The organism is Acinetobacter sp. YH12117, from assembly GCF_013418865.1.
Classification (GTDB): domain Bacteria; phylum Pseudomonadota; class Gammaproteobacteria; order Pseudomonadales; family Moraxellaceae; genus Acinetobacter; species Acinetobacter indicus.
Map to the genome: position 1 here is coordinate 45150 of NZ_VPBF01000007.1, position 18388 is coordinate 63537.

Sequence of the window (18388 nt, forward strand, 5' to 3'; positions counted from 1 at the left end):
CTAGCTTAAGCCACTTATTAATTGAATTACACTTTAAATATGTGTGTGCTGTATTCACACCTTAAAATTAGAGATACAAAAAATACTATAAACAAGATTTGTGCTCTTGCCTATAGACTGCGCACTACTTCAGATAATAAAACAAATTAAAAATCCATAATTTTCAAGTGATTGCTTTACACTCTTTGATCAGCAACTAGGGTTGGTATTTGGTAGGTAGGATTTCACAACAAAGCATTGGATACTCAAATTACGGTTCAACACCGCGATAACAACACATTATTCCAATACCCAATGCAAGAAGGAATCTGAGCATGGCTTTTAAAAATATTGCAGATCAAACCAACGGTTTTTATATTCCTTGTGTGTCTCTCTTCGGCCCTGGTTGTGCCAAAGAAATTGGCGTAAGAGCACAAAATTTAGGCGCTAAAAAAGCCCTGATTGTGACAGATGAAGGACTGTTTAAATTTGGCGTTGCCGACACCATTGCAGGCTATCTCACCGAAGCAGGCGTTGCCAGTCATATCTTTGCAGGTGCAGAGCCAAATCCAACCGACATTAACGTACATAACGGTGTCGATGCCTACAATACCAATCAATGCGACTTTATTGTGTCTTTAGGTGGTGGTTCTTCACATGACTGCGCCAAAGGCATTGGCTTAGTTACCGCAGGTGGTGGGCATATTCGTGATTATGAAGGCATTGATAAAAGTACCGTGCCAATGACTCCACTAATTGCCATTAACACCACAGCAGGTACAGCATCGGAAATGACCCGTTTCTGTATCATTACCAACACTGACACGCACGTTAAAATGGCAATTGTCGATTGGCGCTGCACACCACTCATCGCCATTGATGATCCAAAACTCATGATTGCCAAACCTGCAGGTTTAACCGCAGCAACAGGCATGGATGCTTTAACTCACGCTGTAGAAGCCTACGTTTCAACTGCAGCCAATCCTATTACCGATGCCTGTGCGGAAAAAGCTATTCGTATGATTAGCCAGTGGCTCAGCCCTGCTGTGGCAAATGGTGAAAATATTGAAGCACGTGATGCCATGAGCTATGCGCAATACTTAGCAGGTATGGCATTTAACAATGCCTCGCTAGGTTATGTTCATGCCATGGCGCATCAACTCGGTGGTTTCTACAACTTGCCGCACGGCGTCTGTAATGCAATTTTATTGCCGCATGTTTGCGAATTTAACCTGATTGCCTGCCCTGAGCGTTATGCAGATATTGCAGAATTGATGGGAGTCAATACTGACGGATTAACCACCACAGAAGCCGCCTATGCCGCGATTGATGCAATTCGTGAACTATCTAGCTCAATTGGTATTCCAACAGGTTTAGCAGAGTTAGGCGTGAAAGAAAATGACTTGGCTATTATGGCTGAAAATGCACAAAAAGATGCCTGCATGCTCACCAACCCACGTAAAGCCAATCATGCACAAGTGGTCGAAATTTTTAAAGCCGCGATGTAATTTGAATCTCCTGCTGAGTGAATCACGATTTGCTCAGCATCTCCCATCCTTTTTTCAATTTTCCTCTGTTGCTGTTTTATTTTTATCCTTCCCTTTGGCAGAACCATCTCAGATGCGTTCTGCTTTTTTTTGCTGTTTAGAACAAAATGAACTCGCAGCATAAAACTAAACCGTTATAGATGCAGAGGGTTTGCATAATTCAATTTGACAAATTCGCACAGCTCATCAAGGATATAGTCAAAATAAAATGGATGACGAACACCTTATGCTGTTAAGCAAAAAACAAAAAACAACACCAAGCTATCAACCTGATATTTTGGGTGCAGATTACCAACAAATGACGCTGGATTTTCCATCTGATTATGAAGGCAAAGTGATTGCTACCTTGGTACGCAAAAAAGCCGAACAGGAAACCCGTAAAGCCGTACTTTATATTCATGGTTTTATTGACTATTTTTTTCAAACAGAAATGGCAGACCAGTTTAATCAGCACGGCTACGACTTTTATGCCTTAGATTTGCGCAAATATGGGCGTTCGCATTTGTCACATCAACATTGGTACAATGTGCGCAGCTTGTCTGAATATGATGCAGAAATTTCCGCTGCACTTGAGCAAATTGCCACAGAAGAACATGACTCGGTAATTTTGGCGGGACATTCAACAGGTGGATTAATCACCACGTTATATGTGGCACATCATCCCAATCATCCACTGATTCGTGGTTTATGGTGCAACAGCCCTTTTTATGATTTCAATATGAGCGAGATTGAGAAAAAATTCGGCATTCCTCGTTTGAGCCAATTGGGCAAATTGCTGCCAGAAATGAAATTTCCAAGCCGCCTTAATCCATTTTATGTACCAAGTCTACACAAACAATATCATGGTGAATGGTTATTTAATTTGGAATGGAAGAAACCGCGTTATCCAAAAGTGCGATTAAGTTTTGTACGTGCAATCCATGAAGCGCAAAAAGAAATTCATGCCAGTGTGCATTTAGGTGTACCCACCTTAATTATGCATGCGAGTCAAAGTAGTTACCCACGCCAATGGAATGAGATTGCGCAACGCACTGACGTAATTTTAAATGTTGCAGATATGCAAAAATATGGACATCACATGCATGGCGATATTCAGCTTTGCCAAATTGAAAATGGCGTGCATGATTTAGTACTTTCTGCGCCCGAAGTCCGTGCGGACGTGTATCAGTCCTTGTTTGACTGGTTAAACCGCAAAGAGCTATAAAACTAAAAACAAGAACTAAAGGAAGTGAATTAACGGCTAAATGACTTGATGCATCCCTTAGGCTGTGTATTTTAATAAAATTTGATGTGCAGGATGCCCCTTTGGCATCAATTCAATTAAACGCTCCACTGCGTCAATCGCTTCAGGGCTGCGTGCCAAATGTTTTAGCAATACATCGGTATCTTGTGCATTAAAAATGGCATCACTCAGGCGAGATTCTAAGCAATCTCGCCATGCACATAAAAATGGACTTTCAGTTTTCGCCAAAAACACCCCTGCACACGTTTGTAAGGCAGACTGCACATAACCAGCATCTAAAGCCTGCTCGGCTTGTAAAAAATCGGCTTCTATATGCGCCAAAATTCGGTAAGGACGCGAACCAAGCATCCCGCCTAGAATATCACGTAATTGAGACATCTCAGCTTTAAGCGTGCCCATACTGACTTTACGCTCACCATATAGAGCTTGGTGTAAAGTATCTAAACTCATGCCTTGTGGACAAAGTGCTAAAATCACCAATATTTCAATTTGACGCGGTGTCATCACCACCACTTTGCCATTAAATAACACTTGTGGCACGCGAAACGCGCGAATATAAAGCTGCTGTTTTTGCTGATCAAGCAGTGCATTTTGAATCAAAGAAGCACAGCGTTCTGCTGCCAACACCCCCAAACTGTTATGGTTTTTCCAAGTAGTCGATAAATCAATTACGCCCAATACTTGTTTGGAATAAGGGTCTAAAATAGGCGCTGCATAACAAACCCAGTCATGTAATGATGACATAAAGTGTTCACTGGAAAACACACAACTTGCTTGCTGAGTTTTAAGTGACAAAGCCAAAGCATTGGTACCTACCAACTCCTCACGCCACTGCCCGCCCTCTACAAAATGCACCTGTTCCGCCACATTACGCATTTGCGCGCTCGCTGCCGTCCAAATAATTGTACTGCCCACATCGCCCACGGCTGCCACCATGTCGGACTGCTGTGCTATATGTCTTAAATCTTCTGCACAGTTTTGCACAGCACGTTGTAAGGCCGAACCACTATGTGTATGCGTTAGACTATAATTTAACGGGGCTGCCAACCGATCAACAGGAATTTCAGCAATTTGAGAGCGTTGCCAAGATTTTAAAATACTCTGCTGAATTTGCTGAGCATGCAGCGGCGATAAACTGCTACTTTGTCTAAACTGTTCAATATGCACCCTTTTTTCCAATAGGTCTTGTTTTTTCATCATTATTGACTCTCACAATCCTGTGGGCATTACATCCATTGTACTGCTTACTTTTGTAAGGATTTGTTCGCTGCTTGTAAACCTGCAACTTTCCAACCTTTTTCCAACCTTATATTGGTATGCTAAACAAATAACGTACTAAAGTACCTTATACCTTAGCCGTAAATTTAACCTGATTTAAACACAGGATTATTGTAAACGGTAAATAGACCGCAGATTATAAAAAACCATCAAAGGAAGAGAATTATGCGTTATGTAGATCCCAATCAACCCGGTTCAAAAGTTCAATTTAAAGCACAATACGAAAACTTTATTGGTGGCGAGTGGGTCGCCCCTGTAAAAGGCGAATACTTTGAAAATATCTCTCCTGTAGATGGCAAAGTATTTACCAAAGTCCCACGCTCATCGGCAGAAGACATTGAACTGGCTTTAGATGCAGCCCATAAAGCCAAGGCCAGCTGGAATACTGCTTCACCGACTACCCGCTCCAACCTGCTGCTCAAAATTGCCGACCGTCTGGAAGAAAATCTGGAAGTTCTGGCTGTGGCTGAAACCTGGGACAATGGTAAGCCTGTTCGGGAAACATTGGCTGCCGACATTCCATTGGCGATTGACCATTTCCGTTATTTTGCAGGCTGTATTCGTGCCCAAGAAGGCGGAATTTCTGAAATTGATGAAGATACCATTGCCTATCACTTTCATGAGCCGTTGGGCGTTGTGGGGCAAATTATTCCATGGAACTTCCCAATTTTAATGGCAACATGGAAACTTGCACCTGCTTTGGCTGCGGGTAACTGTATCGTACTTAAACCTGCAGAACAAACCCCTGCCAGCATTTTAGTTTTGGTTGAACTGATTCAAGATTTATTGCCAGCAGGCGTATTAAACGTAGTCAATGGTTACGGTGTAGAAGTGGGTCGCCCATTGGCAACCAATCCACGTATTGCCAAAATTGCATTCACAGGTTCGACCCAGGTCGGTCAATTGATCATGCAATACGCCACTGAAAACATCATTCCAGTGACTTTGGAGCTTGGTGGTAAATCTCCAAATATTTTCTTTGAAGATATTATGGCGCAAGATGACGACTACTTAGACAAAGCACTCGAAGGCTTTGCTATGTTTGCGCTGAATCAGGGTGAAATTTGTACTTGTCCATCACGTGCGCTCGTACAGGAAAGTATTGCTGACCGTTTCCTTGAAAAAGCCATCGAACGTGTTAAACGTATTAAAACAGGTCACCCGCTTGATACTGAAACTATGATTGGTGCGCAGGCTTCCCAGGAACAGCAGGATAAAATTCTGGGCTGCATTGCCACCGGCCGTGCCGAAGGTGCCGAAGTCCTCACAGGTGGTGAAGCACGTCATGAAGTTGGTCAAGGTTTTTATATCGAGCCGACCATCTTTAAAGGCCGCAATGACATGAAGATTTTCCAGGAAGAAATTTTCGGCCCAGTGCTTTCTGTGACTACATTTAAAGACTTTGATGAAGCCATTAAAATTGCCAATGACACCATTTACGGTTTAGGTGCAGGTGTTTGGTCACGTTCTGCGCACACTTCTTACCGTGCAGGCCGTGCTATTCAGGCGGGTCGCGTTTGGACGAACTGTTACCACATCTACCCTGCGCATGCCGCTTTCGGTGGTTATAAAAAATCAGGTATTGGCCGTGAAAACCACAAGATGATGTTAGAACATTATCAACAAACCAAAAACTTGTTGGTGAGCTACTCAACTAAACCTGCTGGCTTCTTCTAAAGACTCGTCTTTAGGATTCCAACAGCGTTGAAGTTACCGTTTCAACCTGCGCCCGATGTATTTGCATCGGGCGTTTTTATTGCAATATGGAATGCTATGACTTTCGCAGCACGCTCTTTCAGCGTTGTATAAACCGGGAGATCAAGTTAAAAATCTATCCTTTATTCATACGCTACGCTTTAGTTCGAGTGTATTTCACGTTACATTAAATCTCCCTTTCAGCCTGAAGTATCTGCCATGTTCGATTTACCCGACACTGTCTATGCCATTCAACATCTTGCGTTTGAAGACCTCGGCGCGTGGGAAGATGTCCTGTATGAACAAGGTTTACGAGTACGGTATTTTGAAGCTGGTGTGGAAAATCTAGAAAAGGCGTTTGCGCATGAAGGATTAGTGATTATTTTGGGTGGCCCAATTGGCATTTATGAAACCACAGACTACCCTTTCTTACAACAAGAAATAGACTTACTAAAAGTACGTTTAGAGAGGAATTTACCCACTATTGGTATTTGTTTGGGTGCACAGCTCATTGCTCATGCCTTGGGTGCCAAAGTCTATGCTGGCCATGCCAAAGAAATTGGCTGGAGCCGCCTCAGTCTGGCAGATGCAGCGCATAACCCACTGGCGGCATTAGCCAACACACCGGTCTTGCATTGGCACGGCGATACTTTTGATTTACCAGCACAGGCTGAATTACTGGCCAGCTCCGACTTGTATCCGAATCAGGCATTCCGGGTCGGACCACATATTCTGGCACTACAGTTTCATGCTGAAGTTGCAGCAGACAGTTTAGAAAAATGGCTGATTGGCCATACCTGTGAATTACGTCAGGCCCAGATTGATATTCCCACCTTACGCGCCGCTCATCAGCAATACGCGCCGCAACTGCAACAGGTTAGCGCGACGGTTCTTGGTCAGTTTCTAGCCGGCTTAAAATCTCAAAGCTGACCGGAAAGCTTTAAATTGTCCTTACATTTATCATCGTCATAAAAAAAGCACCCTGAAGCGGGTGCTTTTTGTGCTGTTCTTGCGATTATTTTTTCGCAGCAACAGAAGCTTCAGTGGTGATGTTTACAGTAATTTTATCACCTACATTTGGTACAAAACCGGCGATACCAAATGCTGAACGGTCAAATGACGTGGTGGCATTAAAACCAACAGTTGCCGCTTTGGTCATTGGATGTGGACCTTGTTTGTTCAGTACCGCATCCAGAACTACAGGTTTCGTTACACCTTTCACAGTTAAATCACCTGTGATTTTAAAGTTCTTTTTGTCCTGAGTTTCAACTTTGGTACTTTTGAAAGTAATAGTTGGATATTTTGCTGCATCAAACCAGTCTGCTGCCATTAAGTGCTCATCCAGCGCTTTGACGTTGGTGTTCAGGCTGTTTAATGGAATAGTCACGTTGACAGATGATTTTTCTGGCTGTTTCTCATCAACATTAATGGTGCCTTGAATGTTTGAGAAGTTACCTGATGGCGTAGAGAAACCGAAGTGATCCCAGCTAAATACAGTTGCAGTATGGGTCGGGTCAATTTGATACGCCACTGGTTTTGCCAACGCAGCTGTTGCTACTGAAGTAACCGCCAAACCAAGTACAAGTGCTTTAAAGTTCATGCTTTTATCTCGCTTTTTGAATGCTTATTAGTGTATAGATTTCTTGTTAGAGTTCATTGCTACAGATAAAACGTTCTGTTGCAGCAATGAAACGATTAACGCATGGATGCCGTTACAGACTTTGTTTATATTGAATAAATCCGGTCTTGTGGGCCACTTTATCATACAATATTTGTGCAGTTTGATTGGCTTCTTGTGTCAGCCAGTAAACCCGGTCGCACTGGCGTTTTTTGGCTTCCATATAGACCTGTTCAATCAGTAATCTGGCCACACCCTGCCCGCGATAATCGGGGTGGGTAAATAAATCCTGCAAATAGGCATAAGGCTTGAACGTCCAGCAGCTGTCATGTTCAATCACATGTACAAAGCCCACCATCTGCTGTTCAAGCAGTGCCGCAAAACCATACATATGCGCAGACTCAGCTGATGTCAGACGCTGCCAGGTATGGACACTCAATTCATCTGATAACTTGGTTTGATAAAAGGCCTGATAACCGACCCAAAGTGCTTGCCATTGCGGCTGACTGGTCTGTGCCAAAGGCACAATACTAATTGCTGTCATGTGGGTCTTCTTTTATATCATTCAGCCTTTTAAACTAGCATAAAAAAACGCCCCATTCGGAGCGTCTTTTTGAAATGTCTGAGCGATTAAGCCGTCAGTTCTTTCACTGCAGCAACCACTGCTTCCGTGGTAATACCAAAGTGCTGGAACAAATCTTTGGCTGGTGCAGATTCGCCGTAAGTGGTCATACCAATCACGCGGCCGTCCAGACCCACAAATTTCCACCAGTAATCGACATGCGCTGCTTCAACCGCAACACGGGCACGGATATTCGATGGCAGAACTGCTTCACGATACGCCGCATCTTGCTGCATGAATTCTTCAGCACATGGCATAGATACCACACGTACACCTTCAAGCTGTGCATGTGCTTCCATCGCCAAGGTCACTTCAGAACCAGTCGCAATGATGATTGCTTTCAATTCACCTTTTTCTTCAGCCAGCACATAACCACCTTTGGCCGCGTTTTCAATTTGTGCTTGAGTACGCGCCTGGAATGGCAGGTTTTGACGAGAGAAGATTAACGCAGATGGACCTTCCGCACGGCTTAAAGCAGATTTCCAGGAAATCGCAGCTTCAACCGTGTCACATGGACGCCATGTGTTCAGGTTTGGCGTACCACGTAACGATGCAATCTGCTCAATTGGCTGGTGCGTAGGACCATCTTCACCCAGACCGATCGAATCATGGGTATAAACATGAATTACGCGTTGCTTCATTAACGCAGACATACGCACGGCATTACGCGCATATTCCATGAACATTAAGAATGTTGCTACATAAGGAATGAAACCGCCGTGCAGCGCCACACCGTTGGCAATCGCGGTCATACCAAATTCACGTACGCCGTAGTGTACATAGTTACCTGCGGCATTGTCTTGTACGCCCTGGCAACCTTTCCAAAGCGTCAGGTTTGAACCAGCCAGGTCCGCAGAACCACCCAATAATTCAGGTAATAATGGACCAAAAGCCTGTAGCGTATTCTGGCTGGCTTTACGGGTCGCAATGGTTTCTGCTTTCGCGTTCACTTCAGCAATATAGGCATCGGCCTGTGCCAGGAATTCTGCTGGTAATTCACCGCTTAAACGGCGTTTTAATTCAGCCGCTTCTGCAGGATATTTTGCTGCATAGGCAGCAAAAGTAGCATTCCAGGCAGCTTCAGTTTCAGCACCTTTGGTTTTCGCATCCCAAGCAGCATACACATCTTCAGGAATTACAAACGCTTCATCGGTCCAGCCCAGCGCTTCGCGGGTTAACACGATTTCATCATTACCCAGCGGTGCACCGTGGCAATCTTCTTTACCCTGTTTGTTTGGTGAACCTAAACCGATAATGGTTTTACAGATGATAATGGTTGGTTTAGCGGTTTCAGCTTTGGCAGCCACAGTTGCTTCACGAATAGCATCTGCATCATGACCATCAACTTTCAGTACTTGCCAGCCATAAGACAGGAAGCGCTGTTCAGTGTCATCAGAGAACCAGCCTTCAACTTCACCATCAATTGAAATACCGTTGTCATCATAGTAAACCACCAGTTTACCCAGACCTAAAGTACCGGCCAGTGAACATACTTCGTGAGAAATACCTTCCATCAGGCAGCCATCACCCAGGAAACAGTAGGTGTAATGGTCAACCACTTGCATATCATCTTTATTGAACTGCGCTGCCAGTGTCTTTTCAGCCAGAGCAAAACCAACCGCATTGGCAATACCCTGACCAAGTGGACCAGTGGTGGTTTCAACCCCTGGTGCATAGCCGTATTCCGGGTGACCTGGTGTTTTAGAGTGTAGTTGACGGAATGCTTTTAAATCTTCAATTGAAAGATCATAACCGGTTAAATGTAACAGCGCATAATGCAGCATAGAACCATGACCATTGGATAAAACAAAACGGTCGCGGTTAGCCCATTGCGGGTTCGTCGGGTTATGATTTAAAAATTCACGCCACACCACGTCAGCGATGTCTGCCATCCCCATCGGCGCACCTGGATGTCCGGAATTTGCTTTTTGCACGGCATCCATAGCCAATACACGAATTGCGTTTGCAATACGACGTTCATTAAGCGGGGTCGTCATAGGTCAGAGTCCAAATAAATCGTTTAATAAAGGAAGATGAATAGGAATTCAAAACACGTCTATTGTCTTAAAAAAAGCGTATGGGGTAAAGCCTCAGTGGTAATTTTTCGGTATTTATTCGTTTGCCTGCGCATTTTCGTACAATTCCTGGCTAGAGGCATGAGAAAATTGAAGTTCTGGCGAATAACCGGGTGGCTTATCCAGATTTTCATGTTACATAACTGACCTTTTTGGATGGTTTTTTATACAAAAAAGCGCTCATTGTGAAATTCATTCAATTTAATTCAAAACTGCACAATCCTGCTCAACAGCAACAGACTTCATTTTAGAGCATGATACCGACCAAAAGATGACAGACAGCATTTTCCCAAAACTCTAAAAACAAGATAATTGTTTGATTCCTAATATAAATTATAAGAATACAGCCGCTTTTAAAATAGTGATTTATTGAATTAAAACTCAAGTTTATCCGGATGATGAATCTATACCGTTTTGGATTTTATATCAGTTTTTTAAATGCCTATATCAGATAAAAAGTCATTGAATTGAAATAAATTCAGCCAATTTGGTCGTATTGAGCTAGTCCTAAAGTCTAACTCGATGTAACATATTGCGTCTTTTGAAATAACTGTGATAGGACTTATGCGCGAGTACGCTGTATTTACCTCGGAATCTGTAAGCGAAGGCCATCCAGATAAAATGGCTGACCAAATCAGTGATGCCATTTTGGATGCAATCTTAAAAGAAGACCCATATGCGCGGGTTGCTTGTGAAACGCTTGTAAAAACCGGTGCGGTCGTACTTGCGGGTGAAATCACTACCACAGCCAATGTGGATTTTGAAGCGATTGTACGTCAAACTGTCAATGGTATTGGCTATCATCATTCTGACCTCGGCTTCGATGGTTCAACCTGTGCCGTAATTAACATGATTGGTAAGCAGTCACCGGAAATTGCCCAAGGTGTAGACCGTCAAAAACCTGAAGATCAGGGTGCTGGCGACCAGGGCTTGATGTTTGGTTATGCCAGCCGTGAAACGGATGTGCTGATGCCTGCGCCAATTTCTTATGCGCATCGCTTAATGGAAAAACAGGCTGAACTGCGTCGTAGCGGTGCCCTGCCTTGGTTACGTCCAGATGCGAAAAGCCAGGTGACTTTTGCCTATGAAAATGGCAAACCAGTACGTTTAGATGCGGTGGTGCTGTCAACCCAGCATGATCCTGAAATTAGTCAAGCACAGCTGAAAGAAGCCGTGATTGAAGAAATCGTGAAAAAGATCATCCCAGCTGACATGTTCCATGCTGACACCAAATTCCACATCAACCCGACCGGGATGTTTGTGATTGGTGGCCCAGTGGGTGACTGTGGTCTGACTGGCCGTAAAATTATTGTAGATACCTACGGTGGTATGGCGCGTCATGGTGGTGGTGCCTTCTCTGGTAAAGACCCATCGAAAGTAGACCGCTCTGCTGCTTATGCGGGTCGTTATGTGGCGAAAAACATCGTGGCTGCTGGCCTTGCTGACAAATGTGAAATTCAGGTGTCTTATGCAATTGGTGTGGCTGAGCCAACCTCAATTTCAATTAACACCTTTAACACCGGTAAAGTGGCTGATGAACTGATTGTTCAGCTGGTTCGTGAACACTTTGACCTGCGTCCATACGGCATTACCCGTATGCTGGACCTGTTACAACCAATGTACAAGCAGACTGCTGCCTACGGTCACTTTGGCCGCGAAGGTTCAGACACTGCCTTTACCTGGGAAAAAACCGACAAAGTCGATTTCTTAAAAGCGGCTGCTGGCCTTTAAGCTTTAAAGATATTAAATGACCCATCCGAGTGATGGGTTTTTTATTGTCTGCTTTATCGCGATTCTGGGCAGAAATATCATTTTATAAAAACATAAACTGTTTACAATAAGATGGAACATTTAAAACAGGATGAACATGATGGCGGTAATTCTTCAGGTTGATTTCCCTTCAAATGGCCCTTTTGGTGCAGAAATGGCCACGGCCTATCGCGAGCTGGCAGCCAGTATTAATCAGGAACCGGGTCTCATCTGGAAAATCTGGACCGAAAATAGTGACACCCAGCAGGCTGGCGGAATTTACCTGTTTGATACAAAGCATCATGCAGAACAATATTTACAGATGCACACGGCGCGTCTGCAAAGTTTTGGCATCGACAAGATTTGCGGGAAAATTTTTGACATTAATACTGAACTGTCGGCACTGAATCAGGCCACTTTTCTGGCGTCATCCCGCTAAACAAAAGTTGAGTTAAGCTCATCAGATTCAAGGAATCCAGTTAGCTGGATTCCTGTTTTAAGACTTCCAATAAAGTCGGCTGTGTCGGGGTTTCCTGATGGTCCTGCAAATAGACATGCACGACTTTAAAAATAACCGCAAAGGCCAGACAACTTAAAATACAGAACATCCAGAAACCATAAGGACTACGAATATTGTGTGAACCGCAATTTGGACATTCTTTTTCTGTTGACGCCACCACTTGATTGCAACATGAGCAATGGTATTGATGGTACAGCATAGGCAGTTCTCCTAATTTACTGTAATTCTTGTTTTTATTTTTACATCATGCGAAAAACGCTTTTTGTAATATTGTTTTATCTTATGTGAGCCTGTGTAGCATAGCAAGCTCTATTACTGGTGAGTCTATGTAAGCTTAAGTAAACCCTGCCTGCTTTTGTTGACTTTATTTATCTTTTTATGCACGCTTTCAGACACTTAAGCTGCTGCTTTAACACCGTATTCTCTGCCAGTAATTTTATCGGACTACTCTTAAGTCAGATGCATCCGGCTGCCCTTTTGTTTAAACTAGCGGACTGAAATACAGGAGGATGAAGATGGTACAACTGATCAAAAAAGGCGGATTACGCGAACGCGCCAACCGCAGCCGCCGTTTTCATGGCTCTGAAAATACCGAAACCACTCTGGCACCAAACCGTTATTCATCTGCCCATAAAAAAGCAGAAACGGCTGTTTCTGCTTTGGTTAGTGAACAGGATCAACCAGATTCTGAATCAGAACATACCGATGGCGTCATAGCCCAGCCACAGGGCAAAAATCAGGAATAAGGCGCCCGATAAAATATCAATATAACTGCCTGAACGCTGGTACACCGCCTTAATTTTCGGCTGTGACAATAACAGCATCAGCAACACAAAGGTCAGGAAGGTTTGCAGCGGAATAATCACTGCCAGCTGTGCTTTTAAATAATCACTGGCCGATGAACTGAGCGCCAATGAAAATACACTGCTAAAATAAATCAGGGTTTTAGGATTAGATAAATTGGTGAACAGGCCCAGTAAAAAATAGTTTTTCTGTGCAGAGCTCTGTGCCTGCACATCCTCCAGTGCACTAGACTGTTTTAAACTGCGTAGTCCGCCACTGAGCATGGCCCAGCCCATTTTCGCCAGAAACAAACCGCCTATCAGCATCAATACCTGCTGAATCCATGGAAACTGCTCGACCAGAACGGTAAAGCCCAGCAGGGTTAAAACCACCCACAGCACAATGCCCAATGAAATTCCGGCAATAATATGAATGGTATTGCGACGTGTGGTCGATGCCGAGCTTTTGGCAATCAGAATAATATCGGGGCCGGGACTAAGCTGTGCCACAAAATGTAAGGCACAAATGGTCAACAGTAAGGACATAACACAGGGAGAAGCTTAAAAAGTCATTTATTATATCGCCCGTTCAAAAATATACGAGCACTGCAAGCATAAAAAAACCGAATCCTTGCAGATCCGGTTTTTCAAATAAAGATGGCTTAGTGTTTATTCACATCTTTCATTTCAATTTTTTTTGCTTCTGGCGTCACTTCGCGCGCTTCACCATCAATAATAGTCGAGTCGCGGCCCGCCTGCTGGTTTTGCATGTCCTGCATCTGACGCATCAGATCGGCGAACGGATTCTGGCCTTGTGCACCACCACCCATGCCATTCATATCGCCCATCATGCCCCCCATCATCTGGTTCATCATGGCTTGCTGACGTTTCATCATCGCTTTCATCATGGCCGCTTTAAAGGCATTTTGTACGCCCGGAATCATAATCAGCACAGCCAGCACATCGGTGATCAGGCCTGGAATCAACAGCAGGAAACCTGCAAAGATTTTAGGCAAGTTATTGCTTAATGCCGGATCTGCACTCATTTGTCCCATCTGCATCTGCTGCATTTGTGGCATGATGCCCGCAGAATACTTACGGATCAGATTCATACCAATAAAGAAGGCGGCAATAAACCAGAAGAACACGTACCACATGCTACCGACCAGGTCACCCACGCCGATCCAGACGAATACTTCCAGAATTAAACCAGCCAGAATAATAAGAAATAATTTCATGAAAATTAATCTAATCTCAACAAAATAAATAGAGTGCAGGCATCAACTGCTTAATCAGCATCAAGCTTTTTTTGACACGCTTATGTAACAATATGGGCATTATTCTATTTTTAAAGTGCAGGCCTGTCATTAATATTTTCAATGACAGACCTGAGCTTTATGCTGTAGCACGATAAAAATAAACATAAGCCGCATACACGAGCAGCAGCCACAGCCCGATAAACACTGCCGCGGCCACTGTACTGCACGGCTTTTGACTGTAGATGTACAGTATAAACCCCGAAACTTAAGCCAAAATGAAGATGCAGCCTTTTTTACCAAGATAACCTATATATTGTCCCTGCTATTTTTAATCGCAGCTCCAGCGAGTTTGAAGCATTGTTGATAGTCTTGAGTATCCGCACCGGTTGCTGCAAATTCCCTCACACAATACCGCTGTAAAATCATATAATTCATTTTGATGTAATTTTTTAAGGCTTGGCATGTCACTGATTATTGGTATCGATCCCGGTTCCCGGCTTACCGGTTACGGCATTATTGAGCGTGATGGCTCAAAATTGCGTTTTGTAGATGCCGGCACCATTCGGACCGAAACCACGGAAATGCCTGAACGCCTGAAACGTATTTTTGGTGGTATTGACCGGATTGTAAAATTTCATGGCCCGACTGAGGCCGCAGTTGAACAGGTTTTTATGGCGCAAAACCCGGACTCGGCACTGAAACTGGGTCAAGCGCGTGGTGCTGCCATTGCCGCACTGACCAATCTGGATTTACAGGTGGCGGAATATACCGCCCGCCAAATCAAGCAGTCTGTGGTCGGCTATGGGGCAGCCGATAAAGAACAGGTGCAGATGATGGTGATGAAGCTGTTAAATTTAAGCATTAAACCGCAAGCTGATGCAGCTGATGCGCTGGCCGCTGCCATCTGCCATGCCCACGCCTCCGGCAGTATGAGCAAAATGGCGGTACTGAATGCCCTGGGTGGTATGGCGCGCGGCCGTAGCCGTTCTAGCAGCAGACGGCGCTAACTGGAAGCCATCTTGATCCCGGTGAGGGGATGTCCAAATCGGGAGTTTCTACTTAACGGATCATCTGGAAATGGGTGTATTCACGTTCTGCCGGATCAAACGGGATGCGCTCAATTTTAGTGACCTGTGCCCGCAATGGTCCAACCAGACTGCGTTTCAGAATTTCCTGAATCTGCATTTCCTCGCCAATAATTTCTGCTTCGACATCACCATTGTCCAGATTTTTGACATAGCCGGTTAGCTGCAGTTCTTGCGCCTGCTGTTCAAACCAGCGGCGATACCCCACGCCCTGCACATTTCCCTGAATAATAATTTTAAGTGCTTGCATCTCTCACCTGTTCACGACCTGATAAATGGCCTGATTCATCTGCTGTGCCTGAAGTCCGCGCATACCGGATTCCGCCAGTACATCTCCAGCTTGCGCATGTAAAGTGACAATCTCATGTAAACTGAGTTCAGTATGATATTGTGCTTTTAAACTGGCGATCATGCCGGACAGAACATCACCCATGCCGCCCGTGCCCATCCCGGCATTGCCGGCAGTACATAGCCAGAGCTGATCTTCCAGAATCAAGCTGCCCGCGCCTTTAAGCACCCACTGGCCGCCATAACGAGCCTGTAATTCCTGAATGGCCTGTAAACGGTTCTGCTCAACCTCCATTGTCGTTAGGCCTAAAAGTTTCGCCGCCTCACCCGGATGTGGCGTTAAATAACTACCTTCAGGTAACTGCTGCGGATGTGCGGCCAGAAACCATAAGGCATCTGCATCGAGTACCCGTTCCAGTTCAGCCTGTAACAGTTTCGGCAACCATAGTGCATATTGACGGGCAGCCCAGTCATCACGTCCAAGTCCCATACCAAAACAGATGGCATCGACCTGCTGTAGCAGCTGTTCAATGGCATCATCCTGCAGAGTGTTAATATCGCGCAGCATGATATTCGGAGCGCGACTTAAAATGGCGGTATGATGTTTGGCATCACAGACCACGGTTACTTTGCCACAGCCAGCCGCAAACGCCGCTTCCGCCGCCATTATTACCGCGCCACCCATATCAGCATGACCGCCGACCACTAGCACATGCCCATAACTGCCTTTATGACCAAAAGCCTGTCGTGGTGGCAGCTGAATCTGGGTGGGTACCAATTGGGCGATGGCATGTAATTCGGCATCGGGAGGAATGGCAGCAATCACTTCCACCTGTCCGGCGTAGGCTTTGCCCTTACCGGTAAAGAGTCCAGCTTTTAAACCCAATACGCTATAGGTCAAATCGGCCTGAATTGCGCAAGGTAAAGGCTGACCGCAATTGGCCTCCAAGCCACTTGGAATATCAATTGCGACTTTCAAGCCGTGTTGCTGATTCATCTGATGAATAATCTGTTGCCACTCAACGCTCAGTTCACGATTCAGGCCAATCCCAAACAGCGCATCGATATAGACCTCATAAGACTGCTGAAACTGAAAGCCAGATTGAATATCTAGGCCAGCCACTCGGGCCTCGCGTTCAGCCTGCTGCAAATCAGGCGAAGAACCCAATTCAGCCGCATAAATATGTACCTGAAAACCAGCCTGCTGTAAATATTTGGCTAGCAGATAGCCATCTCCGGCATTATTGCCCTGCCCGCAGCAAACCGCCACTGTCTGATATTTATGTTGCTGTAAAACGGGAATAACGCGCTGGGCAATGGACCAGGCCACCTGCTGCATCAGGCCATAAGACGAGTTTTGCCGAGCAAACCAGCGCTGCTCCCATGCTTGAATATCACGGCTATGATAAACTTGTGGATGCATTGTTTTTCCCTTGTTTTGTCATTATGAACTCATCACCTGCCATGCAAAATATTCCGGTCAATCAACTTGATCCCGTCCAGTTAAAAGCATGGATTAAAGCGCAGGCTTTAGCACTGGGCTTTGCTGATTGTGTCATTGCCCGGCCCGATGCTCAAGCAGAATTACCCCGTTTGGAAGCCTATTTAGCGCAAGGTTATCAGGCAGATATGCATTTTCTGGGCGAAAATCTGGAGAAACGTGCCAACCCGGCCTTACTGGTGCCGGGCACCAAAAGCATTATTTGTGTGCGCATGAATTATCTGGTCGATCGGCCTGCGCCACGACACGTGCCAGATGCACCCAATAGCGCCATTATTGCGCGTTATGCCCGCGGCCGCGATTATCATAAAGTCATGCGCGGTCGTCTTAAAACTCTGGCCAGCCTGATTCGGGACAAAATCGGTGATTTTGAATCGCGCCCTTTTGCCGATTCAGCCCCCATCTTTGAAAAATCGCTGGCCGAAAGTGCCGGCATGGGCTGGACCGGTAAACATACCCTGCTGATTCATAAAAAATCCGGCTCATTCTTTGTATTAGGTGAGCTGTTTAGCTCGCTTGAGTTGCCGTTTGATGAACCGGCCACGGCGCACTGCGGTTCCTGTAGCGCCTGTATCGACATCTGCCCGACCAAAGCCATTGTCGAGCCCTACGTGCTGGATGCTGGTAAATGTATTGCCTATTTAACCATTGAATATAAGGGAATTATTCCTGAAGATTTGCGCCGGCCGATTGGCAACCGGGTTTTTGGCTGTGATGACTGCCAGTTAATTTGCCCCTGGAACAGTTTTGCCCAGCTGACTCCGCTGGATGATTTTGCCCCGCGTCATGGGCTAGACCGGATGAGCCTGCTGGAACTCTGGCAATGGGATGAAGCCACCTTCCTGGCCTGCACCGAAGGCAGTCCACTCAGACGGACCGGTTATCAGAGTTTTAAACGCAATATTGCGATTGGTCTGGGCAATGCGCCTTATTCCGCAAATATTATTGCCCAGCTACAACAGGCCAAAACGCTGCATGATGAGGTGGTGAATGTGCATATCGACTGGGCCATTCAGGAGCAGTTGACCAAATCTGCATAATTTTTCATTTCTTTACCTGAGCTCACAGATCCCCACACAAGCCCTACAGCGCGTGGTGCTGAATTGTGGCTCAATAGAGGAATCAAACAGAAAAGATGTTGTCATCA

18 protein-coding genes are annotated in these 18388 nt (G+C 45.1%); 9 read left to right on the forward strand and 9 right to left on the reverse strand.

The genetic code is table 11. The annotated features are described in order from the left end of the window. Positions 1–314: 314 nt before the first annotated feature. Both FTU55_RS04300 and FTU55_RS04305 read left to right on the forward strand, forming a co-directional pair. Positions 315–1487, forward strand: coding sequence for an iron-containing alcohol dehydrogenase (locus tag FTU55_RS04300; protein ID WP_163142043.1), 1173 nt, complete (start codon positions 315–317; stop codon positions 1485–1487). A 247-nt stretch (positions 1488–1734) separates the two neighbouring features. Then, positions 1735–2730, forward strand: a complete 996-nt coding sequence (locus FTU55_RS04305; RefSeq protein ID WP_168391384.1) for an alpha/beta hydrolase — start codon at positions 1735–1737, stop codon at positions 2728–2730. Positions 2731–2787: 57 nt separating this feature from the next. Here FTU55_RS04305 and FTU55_RS04310 read toward each other — a convergent pair whose 3' ends face one another. Beyond that, positions 2788–3969: a transcriptional regulator gene (locus tag FTU55_RS04310; RefSeq protein WP_180046276.1), complete on the reverse strand. Its 1182-nt coding sequence runs from the start codon at positions 3967–3969 to the stop codon at positions 2788–2790. 243 nt (positions 3970–4212) lie between these two features. On the opposite strand from FTU55_RS04310, the gene FTU55_RS04315 reads away from it, so the two are divergent. Further along, positions 4213–5724, forward strand: a complete 1512-nt coding sequence (locus FTU55_RS04315) for an aldehyde dehydrogenase family protein (protein WP_180046278.1) — start codon at positions 4213–4215, stop codon at positions 5722–5724. A 237-nt stretch (positions 5725–5961) separates the two neighbouring features. After that, on the forward strand, positions 5962–6672 hold the full coding sequence (locus FTU55_RS04320) for a glutamine amidotransferase (protein WP_180046279.1): 711 nt from the start codon (positions 5962–5964) through the stop codon (positions 6670–6672). 85 nt (positions 6673–6757) lie between these two features. On the opposite strand, the gene FTU55_RS04325 is transcribed toward FTU55_RS04320, so the two are convergent. From FTU55_RS04325 to tkt, 3 genes are all read right to left on the reverse strand, one after another. After that, the gene (locus FTU55_RS04325; RefSeq protein ID WP_005177424.1) at positions 6758–7342 is read right to left on the reverse strand and encodes a YceI family protein; all 585 of its coding nucleotides are present in this window, start codon (positions 7340–7342) and stop codon (positions 6758–6760) included. 112 nt (positions 7343–7454) lie between these two features. Beyond that, the gene (locus FTU55_RS04330) at positions 7455–7904 is read right to left on the reverse strand and encodes an N-acetyltransferase (protein ID WP_180046281.1); all 450 of its coding nucleotides are present in this window, start codon (positions 7902–7904) and stop codon (positions 7455–7457) included. An 86-nt stretch (positions 7905–7990) separates the two neighbouring features. Continuing rightward, the gene (gene tkt / locus FTU55_RS04335; protein ID WP_180046283.1) at positions 7991–9979 is read right to left on the reverse strand and encodes a transketolase; all 1989 of its coding nucleotides are present in this window, start codon (positions 9977–9979) and stop codon (positions 7991–7993) included. Between the two features lie 642 nt (positions 9980–10621). On the opposite strand from tkt, the gene metK reads away from it, so the two are divergent. Together metK and FTU55_RS04345 are read left to right on the forward strand one after the other, a co-directional pair. Next, positions 10622–11788 carry a methionine adenosyltransferase gene (gene metK / locus FTU55_RS04340; protein ID WP_180046285.1) on the forward strand — a complete coding sequence of 389 codons (1167 nt, stop codon included), beginning with the start codon at positions 10622–10624 and terminating at the stop codon, positions 11786–11788. Between the two features lie 139 nt (positions 11789–11927). After that, positions 11928–12245, forward strand: a complete 318-nt coding sequence (locus tag FTU55_RS04345; RefSeq protein WP_127799371.1) for a monooxygenase — start codon at positions 11928–11930, stop codon at positions 12243–12245. A 40-nt stretch (positions 12246–12285) separates the two neighbouring features. On the opposite strand, the gene FTU55_RS04350 is transcribed toward FTU55_RS04345, so the two are convergent. After that, the gene (locus tag FTU55_RS04350) at positions 12286–12522 is read right to left on the reverse strand and encodes a hypothetical protein (RefSeq protein ID WP_370459256.1); all 237 of its coding nucleotides are present in this window, start codon (positions 12520–12522) and stop codon (positions 12286–12288) included. A gap of 319 nt (positions 12523–12841) precedes the next feature. Between FTU55_RS04350 and FTU55_RS04355 the strand changes: the two genes are divergently transcribed. Beyond that, the gene (locus FTU55_RS04355) at positions 12842–13072 is read left to right on the forward strand and encodes a hypothetical protein (RefSeq protein ID WP_005177416.1); all 231 of its coding nucleotides are present in this window, start codon (positions 12842–12844) and stop codon (positions 13070–13072) included. On the opposite strand, the gene FTU55_RS04360 is transcribed toward FTU55_RS04355, so the two are convergent. Together FTU55_RS04360 and FTU55_RS04365 are read right to left on the reverse strand one after the other, a co-directional pair. Then, a complete protein-coding gene (locus FTU55_RS04360) occupies positions 13019–13654 on the reverse strand; it encodes a LysE family transporter (protein ID WP_005177415.1) in 636 nt (211 codons plus the stop codon). The two genes, FTU55_RS04355 and FTU55_RS04360, sit on opposite strands and share 54 nt — an antisense overlap. A 116-nt stretch (positions 13655–13770) precedes the next feature. Next, the gene (locus FTU55_RS04365) at positions 13771–14346 is read right to left on the reverse strand and encodes an FxsA family protein (protein ID WP_016658253.1); all 576 of its coding nucleotides are present in this window, start codon (positions 14344–14346) and stop codon (positions 13771–13773) included. Between the two features lie 482 nt (positions 14347–14828). On the opposite strand from FTU55_RS04365, the gene ruvC reads away from it, so the two are divergent. After that, entirely contained in the window at positions 14829–15374 is a 546-nt protein-coding gene (gene ruvC, locus FTU55_RS04370; protein ID WP_045795787.1) for a crossover junction endodeoxyribonuclease RuvC, read from the forward strand. A gap of 52 nt (positions 15375–15426) precedes the next feature. Here the strand turns inward: ruvC and FTU55_RS04375 are convergent, their stop codons facing one another. Both FTU55_RS04375 and FTU55_RS04380 read right to left on the reverse strand, forming a co-directional pair. Further along, entirely contained in the window at positions 15427–15702 is a 276-nt protein-coding gene (locus tag FTU55_RS04375; protein ID WP_005177399.1) for an acylphosphatase, read from the reverse strand. A 3-nt stretch (positions 15703–15705) separates the two neighbouring features. Next, positions 15706–17163, reverse strand: a complete 1458-nt coding sequence (locus tag FTU55_RS04380) for an NAD(P)H-hydrate dehydratase (protein ID WP_168408253.1) — start codon at positions 17161–17163, stop codon at positions 15706–15708. Positions 17164–17204: 41 nt separating this feature from the next. Here FTU55_RS04380 and queG point away from each other — a divergent pair, with 41 nt between their 5' ends. Beyond that, complete coding sequence (gene queG / locus FTU55_RS04385) at positions 17205–18281, forward strand: tRNA epoxyqueuosine(34) reductase QueG (RefSeq protein ID WP_180046301.1); 1077 nt, start codon at positions 17205–17207, stop codon at positions 18279–18281. Positions 18282–18388: the final 107 nt, after the last annotated feature.